This is a genomic window from Sorangium sp. So ce1036, from assembly GCF_051369805.1.
In the GTDB taxonomy this organism is placed as follows: Bacteria; Myxococcota_A; Polyangia; order Polyangiales; family Polyangiaceae; genus Sorangium; species Sorangium cellulosum_F.
In genome coordinates, this window is the sequence record NZ_JBBMOX010000001.1 from 3718704 (window position 1) to 3733300 (window position 14597).

The window sequence follows — 14597 nt, forward strand, 5'->3', positions numbered from 1 at the left end:
AGCGATGAGGATCGCGACGTGGATCCGCATGCCCGGCATCCTCTTCGTGTAGCCGGGCCGCGTCAATCGCTCTCCTCGGCGCCGCGGCCCCGGGCCGCGGCCGGCGCGCTCAGCCGAGCGGCAGCTCGAGCGACACCTCGTCGAGCCCGACCCCGAGGAAGCGGCGCGGGCGCACCGTGACGGCGACCTGCGCCCCGCCCTCGCCGTGCCCGGCCTTGACCGCGAGCTCGATGCTGGCGGGCGGCGCGTCCTCGAACAAGGCCCACAGCGCCCCCTCGATCACCGGCTGGACCTCCGCCGGATCGCTGCCGGCGGGCAGCTTCGCGCAGAGCGCGCGCAGGAACTGGACGACGCGCGCGACGAAGAGCTGGTCGCCGAGCGAGACCCGATCGAAGCGCGGCTCGGGCTCGGCGGTCGGGCTGTCGTACGTGAGCTTCTCCGGGGGGACGTAGGCCGTCGGCGCGCTCAGGACGTACACCGCGTCGCTGTTCGGGGCCGAGGCGAGCAGGAGCACGCCGCTCTTCGAGAGCTCGCGCTGCGTGTCCGTGGACACGAACGCCTCGGTCGGGATCGCGACGCCCTCGTCCCCCTCGTACGCGCCCTTCACCTCGTGCACCGGCAGATCCCCGAGCACCCCGCCGCTCTTGCCGCCGGCGATGCGGCAGGGCCACCCCGTCTCGCGGAAGCTCGCCGCGATCAGCGCGCCGACGACGTACGCCGGCGCGATCCAGACGCGGCCGCCCTCGTCGCCCGGGTGCTCGACGATCGCCGCCTCCCGGATGCGCGAGGTGGACCGGTCGTACGGCGGCCGGGCCAGCGCGCGGTTCATGGCGATCGCGACCCAGCGCGCGCACGGCCGCGCCGCGGCGGCGCGCCACGGCGCCCGGTGCGGCGCCCGGAACAGCGCGGCCTTGTTGTCGAGCCGATCGACGCCGCGGAGATCGTCGACGCCGAGCAGCCCCGGTGCGCCGTTCACCACGGCCGGGAGCGCGTGCGCCTCGGCAACGCGCGCGATCTCCTCGAGGCGTGCGAGGGCGGCGGCGCTGCCGTCGATCGCGACGTCCACGATCGCGACCGACGCGGGCGGCTCGGTGGTCGCCGTCCGCGCGAGCGCCCGAGCGAGCGCGCCGGCCGCCTCGTCCGGCCGCGCGCAGACGACCTCGATCCGGACGCCCTCCGCCGCCTTCGCGCGGTCGACGAGCAGGCTCAGCCCGCGCCACGCCTCCTCGAGCCGCCGCACCTCCGGGTGCTGCAGGATCGCGCCGAGCTGCGCGCCGATCGCGCGCTCGATCTGCGCGATCGCCTCGGCGGGGCGGGCGGGCTGGCCCGCGCTCGCCACCACGGCCGAGAGGATCTCCGAGAACCGCCCCCCCTCCGCGGCTCCCTCGCGGGCGCTCCCCTGGGCCGCCGCCGGCGCCGGGTCATCGCCCCCGCCGTCGCCTCCGCCGAGATCGACCATCGCGAGCAGCGCGTCCACGTCGCTGCCCCCCGCGGGCGCCGGCGCGGCGGGCCGCTCGGCCGCGGGCGCGGCGGGCCGGGCGGGCGCGGGGCCCCCGCGCTCCGGGAGCAACCCGAGGATGTCGCGCACGAGCGGGGAGCCGCCCCAGAGCCGATCGAGCTCGGTCCGCGCCTGCTCCACCGTGGCCGAGCCGTCGCGCAGCCGGTCGAGGACCCGCCGCCCGTCGAGCAAGGAGCGCAGGAGCGGCACCTCGGCGCAGAGCGCGTCGGGCCGGAAGCTCTTCAGGCTGGCGGGCGCGAGATCGACCCGCGCCGCCCGGCCCGCCGCGAGCACGCTCGGCACCTCGACGGCGATCCGCGGCCGGAGCGTCGCGAACAGGTCGTCGAGCCGGCCCGCGTCGACCCGGATCGCGCCCGCCGGCGGGCTCGCCCCGGCGTTGTGCGGATCGCGCGGGATCAGATCGGCGACCACCAGCACGCGGAGCGGGAGCAGCGGCCCCCGCTCCGCGGGGCCCCCGTCCTCGCCCACATGGAACCTGAATTCCCCGCCCAAGACGCCCTTGATCGTTTCCGCCATGGGCCGCGCAGCATAGGCGTCACGCCGCGGCGCGAGAAGCGCTAAGCTCCGCGCGCATGAAGACCGAAGGCGGCTCGCCCTTGAACTTCAACCCCGAACCCCACGCCGGGAGCGATCGCAAGCGCCTGCGCGGTGGTGCCCCGATCCAGATCGGCCTCCTCGGCTGCGGGACGGTCGGCGGCGGCGTCCTCCGCCTCCTCGCCGAGAACGCCGGCTACCTGGCCGAGCGCGCCGGCGTGCCCCTCGTGGTCAAGCGCGTCGTCGTGCGCGACCTGGAGAAGGAGCGCGTCTCCGCCCTGGATCGCAGCCTGCTCACCACGCGGCCGGAGGAGGTGGTCGACGACCCCGCGATCGATCTCGTCGTCGAGGTGATGGGCGGCGAGACGCCCGCGCGCGCCCTGATCGAGCGCGCCATCGACCAGGGCAAGGGCGTCGTCACCGCGAACAAGCTCCTGCTCGCCGCCCACGGCCCCGCGCTCCTCGCGCGCGCCGCGGCGCGTCAGGTCGACCTCGCGTTCGAGGGCGCGGTCGGCGGCGGCATCCCGATCATCCGGACGCTGCGCGACGCGCTCGCGAGCGACTGGGTCGCGTCGGTCACCGCGATCCTGAACGGCACCTGCAACTACATCCTCACGCGCATGCGCGACACGGGCGCGTCGTTCGACGCCGCGCTGCGCGAGGCGCAGCAGCTCGGCTACGCCGAGGCCGACCCGACGCTCGACGTCGACGGCCACGACGCCGCGCACAAGCTGATCGTGCTCGCGATGCTCGCCTTCGGGGCGCAGGTCGACAGCGAGAGCGTGCACACGTCCGGCATCCGCAACATCGAGGAGGCCGACCACCGCTACGCCGACCGCTTCGGCTACACCATCAAGCACCTCGCGATCGGCCGCGATCTCGGCGGCTCCATCGAGCTGCGCGTGCACCCGACGCTGATCCCGAAGCAGAGCGTGCTCGCCAACGTCTCCGGCGTGCTGAACGCCGTGCTCCTCGAGGGGCGCGCCGTGGGGCCGGCGCTCGTCTATGGCCGCGGCGCCGGCGATCTGCCGACGGCGGTCAGCGTCGTCTCCGACATCCTCGACGTCGCGCGCTCGATCGCCTCGGGCGTCGCCGGCATGCAGGGCCGCGGCATGTCGATCAAGCCGCGGCCGGTGCGCCCGCTCGGCGAGATCGTCTCGCGCTACTACCTGCGCTTCGTGGTCGAGGACCGCCCGGGCGTCATGGGCCGCCTCGCCGGCGCGCTCGGGGACGCCGGCGTCAGCATCGAGCAGATCGTGCAGCAGGAGCCCGCCCGCGAGGGACAGGGCGCGGCGCCCGCGGGCGGCCGGACCGCGCGCGAGCCGGCGGCCGACGTGGTGCTCATCACGCACGACGCGCAGGAGGGGCTCGTGCGCAACGCGCTCGACGCGATCGCGCGCGAGCACTTCCTCCGCGAGCCGGTGCGCCTGTTCCGCATCGAGGCGACGTGACGGGTGCCCGCGACGCGCCGCTCGGCGTGTTCGACTCGGGGCTCGGCGGGCTCACCGTCGTGCGCGCGCTGCGCCGGCGCTGCCCGGCGGAGGACATCGTGTATCTCGGCGACACGGCGCGCGTCCCGTACGGCACGCGCTCGCCGGAGACGGTGGTCCGCTACGCGCTCGGCTGCGCGCGCGTGCTGATCCGGCGCGGCGTCAAGGCGATCGTCGTCGCGTGCAACACGGTGAGCGCCGTCGCGATCGACATGCTCCGGGTCGAGCTCGATCTGCCCGTCCTCGGGGTGATCCTGCCCGGCGCGCGCGCCGCCGTCGCCGCGTCGCGCGGCGCCACGATCGGCGTGCTCGGGACGGCCGGGACGATCGCGTCGGGCGCGTACCCGCGCGCCGTGGCGTCGCTCAGCACCCGCACCGAGGTCGCCGGGCAGGCGGCCCCGCTGCTCGTCTCGCTGGCGGAGGAGGGCTGGGTCGAGGGGGAGGTCCCCCGGCTCGTCGCGCGGCGCTACCTGGAGCCGCTCATCCACGCGGGCGCCCGCTCGATCGTGCTCGGTTGCACCCATTTCCCGCTTCTCCGCGCCCCGATCGAGGCCGAGGCCGCGGCGCTCGCGGGCGGCCCCGTCCCGATCGTGGACAGCGCCTCGGCGACCGCGGACGACGCGGCGGCGTTCCTTGCCGAGCGCGGGCTCGCGACGTCCCGCGGCGCGCCGGGCGGGCTCTCGTTGCTGGTCACCGACCTGCCGAAGAGCTTCGCCGCGGTGGCGGCCCGGTTCCTGGGGGAGCCGGTGCTGGGCGGCGAGGACCGCTCCTCGACCCAAGCCGGACAGGACGGACAGGACGGCGCAGGCCGCTCCCCGCTCAACGCCATCGACGTGGAGCAGATCGACCTGTAAGAGGCATCTGTCTTGGCCCGGAGATCCGGGCGCAGAGGAGGTTTTCCACACGATGACGCAGCTCAGGTGGCTTTCGGCCGGCGAGTCGCACGGCCCGGAGCTCGTGGCGACCGTCGAGGGGATCCCGGCGGGCATGCCGCTCCTCGCGGCGGACGTCGACGAGGATCTGGCGCGGCGCCAGCGCGGATACGGGCGCGGCGGGCGGATGAAGATCGAGACCGATCGCGTCCGGCTCGTCGCCGGCGTGCGCGGCGGCGAGACGCTCGGCGGCCCCATCGCCATGGTGATCGAGAACCGCGATCATGCGAGCTGGGCCGGCCGCATGGGCCCCGAGCCGTTCCCCGAGACGCCCGAGGCGCTGACCCGCCCGCGCCCGGGGCACGCGGACCTGGCCGGCGGCCTGAAGTACGGCCGGAAGGACCTGCGCGACGTGCTCGAGCGGGCGAGCGCGCGCGAGACCGCGGCGCGCGTCGCCGTGGGCGCCGTCTGCCGCAAGCTCCTCCGCGCGGTCGGCGTCGAGGTGTTCGCCCACGTGCTCTCGATCGGCGCGGTGAAGTCGCCCGTCTCCGCGGCCTCGGCCGGGAGCGAGCTGTCGCTCGCCGACCTCCGCGCCCGCGCCCGCGCCTCCGATCTCGCGTGCGTCGACGACGCGGCCGCGCAGGCGATGCGCGAGGCGATCCACGAGGCCTCGCACCGGGGGGACACGCTCGGCGGCGTCTTCGAGGTGATCGCCACCGGGCTGCCGCCCGGCCTCGGCAGCCACGTGCAGTGGGACCGCAAGCTCGACGGCCGGCTCGCGCAGGCGCTGATGAGCATCCAGGCGATCAAGGGCGTCGAGATCGGCATCGGCTTCGAGGCCGCGCGCGTCCCGGGCTCCGCGGTGCACGATCCGATCGCGTACGACGACGGGGCGCACGCGTTCACCCGGCCGTCGAACCGCGCGGGCGGCCTCGAGGGTGGCATCACGAACGGCATGCCGCTCGTCTGCCGGGCCGCCATGAAGCCCATCGCCACGCTGAAGCGCGCGCTCCCGTCGGTCGACGTGCGGACCAAGGAGCAGTTCGACGCGGCGTTCGAGCGGAGCGACATCTGCGCCGTCGCGGCCGCCTCGGTCGTGGGCGAGGCGATGGTGGCGATCACGCTCGCCGGCGCCCTGCTCGAGAAGCTGGGCGGCGACAGCCTCCCCGAGCTCCAGCGCAACCTCGACGGCTACCTCCAGCAGGTCCGCTCTTACTGAAGGCCATGGACATCCTCCCCGACGCCCCTCCGCTCCTGCTCACCGGCTTCATGGGGGCCGGCAAGTCCACCGTGGGCCGCGTCGCCGCGGCGCGCGCGGGCCTCCCGTTCATCGACCTCGACGAGGCCATCGCGGCGGAGGCCGGCGAGAGCGTCCCGTCGCTCTTCGCCTCGCGCGGGGAGGCCGGCTTCCGCGCGCTCGAGGCGGCGCTCCTGCGCAGGCTCCTCGCGACGCCGGGGCCGCGGGTCATCGCCCTCGGCGGCGGCGCGCTGGTCGACCCCGCGCTCCGCGGCGAGGCGCTCCTGCGCGGCTGCGTCGTGGCGCTCAGCGCGACCCCGCGCACGATCGCCGCCCGCACGCCGTCGGGCGCCCGCCCGCTGCTCGACGGCGCGCCCGACCGGGAGGCGCGCATCCGCGAGCTCCTGGCCGCGCGCGCCCCGGTCTACGCGGAGGCCCACGCCCGCGTGGTGACGGACGGCGTGGCGCCGGAGGAGGTCGCCGCCCGGGTCCTGCGCGCCTACGCCGATCGCCCGCTGTTCGTCCCGCTCGGCGACAAGAGCTACGCGGTGCGCATCGCGTCCGACGGGGCGGCGTCCGCGGCCGACGCGGTGGCGTCGCTCGCGCCGTCGTCGGTCTTCGTGGTGACGGACGAGAACGTGAGCCGGCTCTGGGGCGGGCCGCTGCTCGCCGCGCTCGCCGCGCGGGGCAAGCCGGCCGCCGCGGTGACGGTGCTCCGGCCCGGCGAGGAGCACAAGCGGCTCTCGGCGGTCGAGGCGGCGCTCACGGCGATGATCGACGCGGGGGCCGATCGCGACGCGGTGGTGCTCGCGCACGGCGGCGGCGTGGTGACCGACATCGGCGGCTTCGCCGCGTCCACGCTCCTGCGCGGCGTCCGCTGGATCGCGGCGCCGACGACGCTCCTCTCGATGGTCGACGCCTCGGTCGGCGGCAAGACCGGGGTCGACCTCGGCCTCGCGAAGAACGCGGTCGGCACGTTTCACCAGCCGTCCGCGGTCGTCGCGAGCCCGTCGGCGCTCACGACCGAGACCGATCGGGCCTTCCGGAGCGGGCTCGCCGAGGTGGTCAAGTCGGCCTGCATCGGCGACCCGGAGCTGCACGCGCTGCTGGAGCGCGAGGCGGACCGCGTCCTCGCGCGCGACCCCGGCCTGCTCGCCGAGATCATCCGCCGCTCGATCGCCGTGAAGGCGGCCATCGTCGCCCGCGACGAGCGCGAGGCGGGCGACCGCGCCCTGCTGAACCTCGGCCACACGCTCGGGCACGCGCTCGAGGCGGAGGGGGGGTTCGTCCGGCTGGCGCACGGCGAGGCGGTGTCGCTCGGCATGGTGGCGATGCTGCGGGTCGGCTGTGCGCTCGGCGTGACCGACCGCGCCGCGGCGGACCGGGTGGTGCGCCTGCTCGCCCGGCTCGGGCTGCCCACGCGGATCGAGGACGAGCCGGTCTCGGCCGCCCTGCGCTACCTGTCGCTCGACAAGAAGCGCCGCGGCTCGTCGGTCCGGGCGGTGCTGATGCGCGACATCGGCAGCACGTTCGTGGAGCCGATGCCGCTCGACCGCCTCGCGTCGCTGCTGGAGCGCGCCGCGACCGGCGCGGCCTGAGCTTCCCCGCGTCGCCCCCCCGTCTTCCTGCCGAGCAGCTCCGGAGACCGGCGCGCATCGCCGGCGAGCCCGGCGTTCGTCGCGCAGACCATCGCTCCTGAACAGCGCTGTTGCCGCCCGGTGCGGCGTGGCTCGACCGCGTGGCCCGCCTGTCATCGCGTCGGGTCAAACGGCGATTGTGCTGACGGCGGATAAAATCAACGATGGTCCAGCCTTTGAGGGAAAAAGTCCAGTGTCTGCGCCCGAGCCGTCTGTATCGCGCTATCCTTCGAGGCGGAGATGGTGACCGCGACAAAAAAGAGAGTCCTGGTGGTGGAGGACGAGGCGGACACGGCGGCGATGATCGCCCGGTTCCTCGGCGACGAGTTTGACACGGTGGTTGCGACGAACGGGATCGACGGTCTGGCGCTCGCGCAGCAGGAACCTCGGCCGGACCTGCTGATTGTGGACGTCATGATGCCGAAGCTCGACGGGGTGAGCATGACGAAGCGCCTTCGCGAGACCGAGCCGACGCGTCGGGTGCCGATCATCTTCCTGACGGCCAAGTCCGATCCGATGGATGTCATTGCCGGCATCCAGGCTGGCGCCCGTCACTACATCACGAAGCCGTTCGTGCTGGACGACCTCAAGAAGAAGGTGCGCAAGGCGGTCTACGGCCGCTAGCGCCTCGCTCCGTTCTGGCCACGTGGGCCGCGCGTCCTGAGCAGATCCTCATCTGCCCGACCGCCTCCTACCCACACGGACAGCGGTCCATCCCACCACCCCCGTACGGCTCTCCGCCCTCTCTTTCAAATACCCCAGCGGTGAGCGCCGGCGGGTGGGGTCGCGCGCGCCGGCGTGGCGCGGGGGGCGCGATCCAGCACCGACCGAGGAGCCATAAGGACAAAGGGGGCTCGAGGTTTCAGGCGCGCCTCGTGTGGCGCGCGACGAAACGTCCCAGGTGGCATGGCCCGAAGGGAGACATGCCGGGCGGTGTCTCCTGCGCAAGCCCCAACGTCCCCGCCTTGGCGGATGGCGAGCGCCCCCCGCGCCACGCCGGCGCGCGCGACCCCACCCGCCGGCGCGGCGCCCCCCCCCGCGTTAGCTCCCCGCGCGGACCGACGCGTTGCACGCCCTGAAGGCGCGCTCGAACAGCTCCAGCGATCGGGCAATGCTCGACTGGACGCGCCGGATCTCCTCCGCGGACGTGGTCGCCAGCTTCACGATCTCGAGCGCCTCGCGCGGATGGGCGTCATCGTAGTTCGCGTGCGCCGAGAGCCACATCAGCGCCTTGCTCCCCTCGCCGTAGAGCGTGGTGAACGCCGGCAGCACCAGGCGGGACCACTCCCCGGTGATCCCCTCGATCGCGTAGTTGACCGCCCCGACCGCCTCCGCGAGAGAGCCGCGGTACGACACCGACCAGAGCCAGTCGAAGAGCGAGGCGACCTCCGGGCACGGGCGGTGGCCCGTGACCTCCGAGGTGCTGATCCCGTGCCCCGCCGCCCAGTCGAGGTACCAGCGCACGTGCAGCGCCTCGACCCGGATGTTGCCGATGAGCCAGTCCCGCACCAGAAAATCGCGCGGCGTCTGGCCGTACGTCGTCTTCGCCAGGCTGAGCCCCATGTACTTGGGGAACGCCTCGACGACACAGAAGAACTCCCTGATCAGCCGGCCCCAGGTCTCCTGGTCGATCGGCTCCGTGAGCGTGCGCGCGATCGGCGGCGCATAGACCGCGGCCTTCCACTGATCGGCCAACGCCTCGAGCATGTCCTCGACCCAGACCGGGTGCGGCGTTGCCTTGAGGCTATCCTTGACTTCTTTGTGCCGCTGCGAGCGAGGTGACAGCATGAAAGCACCTGGAGGTTGAGCTCGGTCAATCTCCCTCGTGACTGCTTGCCGGTCTCACCCCATCGCTACCCCCTCAGGCTGACCAGCCAGGCGGCCGTCAGGAGACGGTACGCGACGCGGACATGATGCTGACCCCTGAGCGTGGAGGGTAAGAGGGCCAGCACGATGACCTCACTCTGGGAGGCTTCGTGTACATGTGTCCCGCCTGCATCCAGTCTTGATCGGGGCGAAGGAGCAAGTCAATAGCCAAACGAGGGCGCTGCGAGGCCAGCAGGACGGCCGGCCCCGCTCACGTTGGTCACCATACCACCTCGGACAGGCACTCGGTTGCGCCGCGGAACCGGCACCGCTGATGGGTCACCTTGGGCGTGGTCGCGCCGCACAACAGGAGCGCCTGCTCGACCCACCCGGAGACACCCTCTCCGCAGTTCATCGCCGAAGGCCCCTCATCGTCCCCGGTCGGACCCGTGATGGTCAGCACCCACTCGCGCGGCTTCACCATCCGCGGCGAGACCTTGCCGGAATCGAAGTAGCGCGACCAGAACATTCCAGTGCGGGCGACGATCGTGTCGGGCATCGCGATCGAGAGCGCGAACTTCAACACCGTATTGAGGTCGCGATCCGCGATGTAACGCGCCACCCGCTTGATCTCGGCGGCCTGGTCGCCCGCAGATCGAATGTGCGTTCGCAATGCCCGGTTCCAGACGCCGATCGGATACCAGCTGCTCACGAGCAGGGGCTGGCATAGTACGTCCCGGTCTGACTTGGGCAGCGATGTCACGAGCCGCTCCCAGGCGCCAGCGTCGCGGCTCGTCGTGATGAACGATCGGAGGTTGACCAGCAACGTTCCTTTACATCGGCCGGCGGGGGTCGAGATTTTGCTCTTCGTGTCGTACGTCTTCATCTCGGCGAACCTACGGCGAGAAGGCCTCGACGATGCTGAGCCCGATCGCGGGCTCGGCGCGTGCCACGTCGGGCGGGAAGTCCTGCTCGGGCACACCTCATCGGGGCGACTCCAGGGGTCGTGGTTGTACATTGCAGGGGAGCGTGAGTCGGCCGGGATGGCAAGAGATGATTACGAAGAAGCAGACGTGCGACACGGATCGCACGGACCGTCGACAGGCGTGAACCCGGGTGTCCAGCGCCGTCCTCCCGCGAGCACGCTGCGCGCCTCGGCTCCGGTATGGGCACAATTGTAATGGGTGTCACGCGATTCCCCGCGTCTGCGGGGGGGTCGCGGCGCGGGGTACGGGAGCAACTGTAACGAGTGTCACGTGGGCATGCGCACGCGCAGGGGCTCCGCAGCGTACGGGCGCGCGGGGCGGTGCCCCGCCTTGCTGTTGCCGTCCACCGCGAACCTCGGTACCCCTACGCCATGAGCGAATCCACGACGGGTCGCCCGGCCGCCGCCGGGCACGCGGAGCCCGAGCTGCCGCACATCGATGTCGCCGAGCGCGGAGCGCCGCGCGATGGGCGGCCGCAGATCCTCGACCGCCGTCTGTTCATGCAGCTGCTCGTCTTCCGGTGCGCAGGCGCCGGCGATCCGGCGGAGCTGACCCGAGCGGCGGGCCGGGCCCTGGAGGAGCAGGGCGTCGGCGCGGTCGTGTACGAGGACCTCAACGATCCGCGCGGGATCGGCGTCCTCACGTGGGCCGAGGACCCGGCCTTCTTCGTCCAGACGGTCCGGCCCGCCCTGAACCGCGGCGAGCTCCGCGCGCTGGAGCTCCAGCCCGATTTCACGATGCTGGGGCGCTCGTACTCGACCGGCTACGAGCCGGACCTCGAGTACTGGATGCTCCGGCGCCCGGCCGAGACCGCCCTCAACCCGGCATGGTCGTGGGCCGTGTGGTACCCGCTCCGCCGCAGCGGCGCGTTCTCGAAGCTCGACGGCCGCGAGCAGGGGAGCATCCTGCGCGAGCACGGCCTCATCGGCCGGGCCTACGGCGCGCAGGATCTCGCGCACGACATCCGCCTCGCGTGCCACGGCCTCGACGCCCGCGACAACGAGTTCGTGATCGGGCTCGTCGGCAAGGAGCTCCACCCGCTGTCGCACATCGTGCAGTCGATGCGGAAGACCCGCCAGACCGCCGAGTTCGTCAGCCAGATGGGCCCGTTCTTCGTCGGCCGCGTCGCCTCTCGCCACCCTGGCCGCTGAGCCCGCGCGATCCGAGGCAGGGCGCGCCGTCGCCGCGTGGCGTCGCGCCCCCGGCGCGGCCGCCGCGAGGCGCCCCCTCGGGGCCGGCGGTCAGCCGATCCCGGCGAGGCCCGAGAACGCCCGGGCGAAGGCGTCGAGCCGCGCCGCCGCGCGGGCCTCGGCGTCGGCCAGCGGCTCGCCCTCCGCGACCGCCTCGCGCACGTCGAAGTAGAACTTGATCTTCGGCTCGGTGCCGCTCGGGCGCGCGATGATCCGGCCGCCGCCCTCGAGCTCGACCACGAGCACGTTGCTCGCGGGCAGGATCAGCGGCTCGGTCCGGCCGTCGCGCGTCGTGCGCGTGCGCGCCTTCAGGTCGCGCCACGCCACGACCGGCACGCCGGCGATCTCCTCCGGCGGGCTCTTCCGGAGCGCGGCCATGATCGCGGAGATCCTCCCGAGGCCGTCGACGCCGCGCAGGGTGTAGGCGCGCTGCCCGCTCACGTACAGGCCGTACGCGCGGGTGAGCGCCTGGAGCTCATCGAGCAACGTCTTGCCCTCGGCCTTGCGCACCGCCGCGAGCTCGGCGAGCAGCACCGCGGCGCTGATGCCGTCCTTGTCGCGCACGACCGAGCCGATCGTGTAACCGAGCGCCTCCTCGAACCCGAAGACGAAGCGGGCGCCGGTCGAGCGCTCGATGTCCATCGCCCGGTTCGCGATCCACTTGAACCCGGTGAGCGTCTCCTCGTAGTGCACCCGGAGCGCCGCGGCGATGGCGCCGAGCATCGGGGTCGAGACGCAGGAGGCCAGCACCACGCGGCCCGCGCCCGCGTCGCCCTGGGCCTGCCCCGCGGTGAGCAGGTAATGGCCGAGGAGCACGCCGACCTGGTTGCCCGTGAGCTGCACGTGCCCGCCGTCCGGGCGCCGCACCGCCACCGCGAGCCGGTCGACGTCCGGATCGTTGGCGAGGATGAGGTCGGCGTCTTCCCGCTTCGCGAGGGCGAACGCGAGGTCCATGGCGCCCTTCTCCTCGGGGTTCGGGAACGCGACCGTGGGGAACGCGCCGTCCGGCTCGGCCTGCTCGGGCACGCTCGTCACGCGCGTGAAGCCGGCCCGCGCGAGCGCCTCGCGGACGAGGCGGTCGCCCACGCCGTGCAGCGGCGTGTACACGATGCGCAGGCCGCGATCGCCGTCGCTCCGCACGGAGAGGCCGCCGATCGCCCGGAGGTACGCCTCCTCGAGCCCCTCGGGGAAGTCGCGCACGAGGCCGTTCTCCCGCGCCTCGTCGAGCGGGAGGCGGGGGACCTGATCCGCCGGCGGCGCGGCGTCGATGGCGGTCGCGATGCCGGTGTCGTGCGGCGGGATGATCTGGGCGCCGTTCTCCCAGTACACCTTGTAGCCGTTGTACTCGGGCGGGTTGTGGCTGGCCGTCACCATCACGCCCGCGGCCGCGCCGAGGTGGAGGACCGCGAACGCGGCCACCGGGGTGGGGCAGGGGGCAGGGGAGAGGTGCCCCGGGATGCCCGCGGCGGCGAGCGCGCAGGCGATGTCCTCCGCGAACTCGCGGCTCCTCCGGCGGCCGTCGTAGCCGATGACGACGCCGGCGCTCCGCGCCCTGTCGCCGAGCGCGCCGAGGAGATAGCGGGCGAGCCCCGCGGTGGTGCGCAGGACGACGGCCCGGTTCATCCGGCTCTCGCCGGCCCCGAGGACCCCGCGGAGGCCCGCGGTGCCGAACTCGAGGGGGCCGGCGAAGCGCTCGGCGAGCTCGGCGCGGACGCCCTCTTCGCCCGCCCTGGCCGCGTCGATGAGGCGGCGCAGCTCGCTCTGGGTCTCGGGATCGGGGTCGTGGGCGAGCCAGCGCTCGGCGGGCTCGAGGATCAGGTCGTGGCTCACGACCTCATTTTTAATTCATCCCGGCCGCAGTCACCCGGCCCTCTTGCCCGCGGCGAGCGCCTCGGCGAGGTGCGTGTCGTACTGCCCGGCCCGGAAGTCGCCGTCCGCCAGGATCCGGCGCAGGAAGGCGAGGTTCGTCGCGGCGGGCCCGGCCGGGCCGGTGAGCTCGAGCGTCGTCTCGGCGAGCGCCCGGTCGAGGCGCGCGATCGCCGCCTCGCGCGTGGGCCCGTGGGCGACGATCTTGGCGAGCAGCGGGTCGTAGTACGGCGTCACCTCGAGCCCCTCGGCGATGCCGGTCTCGATCCGCAGGTCCTCCCCGGCCGCGGGCCAGCGGAGCGTCGTGACGCGGCCGGGCTGCGGGGCGAACCTCTTCGCCGGGTCCTCCGCGTAGAGGCGCGCCTCGATGGAGTGGCCGCGGCGCGAGGCGCCCAGCACCTCCGGCGCGAGCGGCTCGCCCGAGGCGATGCGGATCTGGTGCTCGACCAGATCGAGCCCGGCGCACATCTCGGTCACGCAGTGCTCGACCTGGAGCCGGGCGTTCACCTCGAGGAAGTAGAGCTCGCCGCTCTCCGCGGCGACGAACTCGACGGTGCCGGCGCCGACGTAGCCGGCGGCGGTCACGACGCGCAGGGCGCTCTCGTGGAGCGTGTTCCTGCGGGCCTCGCCCGCGTCCCCCTGGAAGAACGCGGCGGGCGACGGGGTCTCCTCGATGATCTTCTGGTGCCTGCGCTGGACGCTGCACTCGCGCTCGCCGAGCGCCACGGCGCCGCCCCTCCCGTCGCACAGCACCTGCACCTCGATGTGGCGCGGGCGCTCGATGTACCGCTCCATGTACACGCGCGGGTCCCCGAACGCGGCGCGGCCGCGGTCGGAGCACGCCGTGAGGGCGCGGGGGAGCTTGCCCGGATCGGTGACGATCTGCATGCCGATGCCCCCGCCGCCGCCCGCGGCCTTGACGAGCAGCGGGAAGCCGACGGTCTCGGCGGCGCGATGGGCGGCCTCGACGTCGGACGGATCGACGGGGCCGCCCGTGCCCGGCGGCGGGAAGACGTCGGCCGCGCGCGCGACGTCGCGCGCGCGGAGCTTGTCGCCGAAGGCGTGGAGCACGGCGGGCGGCGGGCCGATGAAGGTGAGCCCGGCCTCGAGGACGGCCTCGGCGAACGCCTCGTTCTCGCTGAGCAGCCCGTAGCCGGGGTGGATCCCGTCGGCGCCCGTCGCGCGGGCGGCGTCGATGATCGCGTGCATGACGAGGTAGCTCTCCCGGACCGGCGGCGGCCCGATGCGCACGGCCTCGTCGGCCAGGGCGACGTGCGGCGCGCCCGCGTCCGCGTCCGAGTACACGGCGACCGTCGCGATCCCGAGCCGCTTGCAGGTCCGGAGAACACGGCAGGCGATCTCTCCACGGTTGGCGACGAGGATCTTCTTCAGCACGAGGGACAGCTACGCCGCCGCATGGCGGGGAGTCAAGGCGCTCGCGGCCCGCCCGGGTGGTGGTC

At 73.8% G+C, this 14597-nt stretch carries 11 protein-coding genes; 6 read left to right on the forward strand and 5 right to left on the reverse strand.

The genetic code is table 11. The features are described from left to right. Positions 1 to 109: 109 nt before the first annotated feature. Positions 110 to 2035: a type VI secretion system contractile sheath domain-containing protein gene (locus WMF31_RS14295; RefSeq protein WP_436602471.1), complete on the reverse strand. Its 1926-nt coding sequence runs from the start codon at positions 2033 to 2035 to the stop codon at positions 110 to 112. Between the two features lie 56 nt (positions 2036 to 2091). Here WMF31_RS14295 and WMF31_RS14300 point away from each other — a divergent pair, with 56 nt between their 5' ends. From WMF31_RS14300 to WMF31_RS14320, 5 genes are all read left to right on the forward strand, one after another. After that, on the forward strand, positions 2092 to 3504 hold the full coding sequence (locus WMF31_RS14300; RefSeq protein WP_129349637.1) for a homoserine dehydrogenase: 1413 nt from the start codon (positions 2092 to 2094) through the stop codon (positions 3502 to 3504). Continuing rightward, positions 3501 to 4397 carry a glutamate racemase gene (gene murI / locus WMF31_RS14305; protein ID WP_436602472.1) on the forward strand — a complete coding sequence of 299 codons (897 nt, stop codon included), beginning with the start codon at positions 3501 to 3503 and terminating at the stop codon, positions 4395 to 4397. The genes WMF31_RS14300 and murI overlap by 4 nt, the downstream gene beginning before the upstream one ends. A gap of 52 nt (positions 4398 to 4449) precedes the next feature. Next, the gene (gene aroC / locus WMF31_RS14310; RefSeq protein WP_436602473.1) at positions 4450 to 5634 is read left to right on the forward strand and encodes a chorismate synthase; all 1185 of its coding nucleotides are present in this window, start codon (positions 4450 to 4452) and stop codon (positions 5632 to 5634) included. Between the two features lie 5 nt (positions 5635 to 5639). Then, entirely contained in the window at positions 5640 to 7250 is a 1611-nt protein-coding gene (gene aroB / locus WMF31_RS14315) for a 3-dehydroquinate synthase (protein WP_436602474.1), read from the forward strand. 279 nt (positions 7251 to 7529) lie between these two features. Continuing rightward, entirely contained in the window at positions 7530 to 7913 is a 384-nt protein-coding gene (locus WMF31_RS14320; RefSeq protein ID WP_242515141.1) for a response regulator transcription factor, read from the forward strand. A gap of 417 nt (positions 7914 to 8330) precedes the next feature. Here the strand turns inward: WMF31_RS14320 and WMF31_RS14325 are convergent, their stop codons facing one another. After that, on the reverse strand, positions 8331 to 9077 hold the full coding sequence (locus WMF31_RS14325; protein WP_436602475.1) for a TenA family transcriptional regulator: 747 nt from the start codon (positions 9075 to 9077) through the stop codon (positions 8331 to 8333). 298 nt (positions 9078 to 9375) lie between these two features. Further along, positions 9376 to 9981: a hypothetical protein gene (locus tag WMF31_RS14330; protein WP_436602476.1), complete on the reverse strand. Its 606-nt coding sequence runs from the start codon at positions 9979 to 9981 to the stop codon at positions 9376 to 9378. Positions 9982 to 10452: 471 nt separating this feature from the next. Between WMF31_RS14330 and WMF31_RS14335 the strand changes: the two genes are divergently transcribed. Then, the gene (locus tag WMF31_RS14335; RefSeq protein ID WP_436602477.1) at positions 10453 to 11232 is read left to right on the forward strand and encodes a chlorite dismutase family protein; all 780 of its coding nucleotides are present in this window, start codon (positions 10453 to 10455) and stop codon (positions 11230 to 11232) included. A gap of 90 nt (positions 11233 to 11322) precedes the next feature. On the opposite strand, the gene WMF31_RS14340 is transcribed toward WMF31_RS14335, so the two are convergent. Together WMF31_RS14340 and WMF31_RS14345 are read right to left on the reverse strand one after the other, a co-directional pair. Continuing rightward, positions 11323 to 13101, reverse strand: a complete 1779-nt coding sequence (locus WMF31_RS14340) for a phospho-sugar mutase (RefSeq protein ID WP_436602478.1) — start codon at positions 13099 to 13101, stop codon at positions 11323 to 11325. A gap of 30 nt (positions 13102 to 13131) precedes the next feature. After that, positions 13132 to 14532, reverse strand: a complete 1401-nt coding sequence (locus WMF31_RS14345) for an acetyl-CoA carboxylase biotin carboxylase subunit (RefSeq protein ID WP_436602479.1) — start codon at positions 14530 to 14532, stop codon at positions 13132 to 13134. Positions 14533 to 14597: the final 65 nt, after the last annotated feature.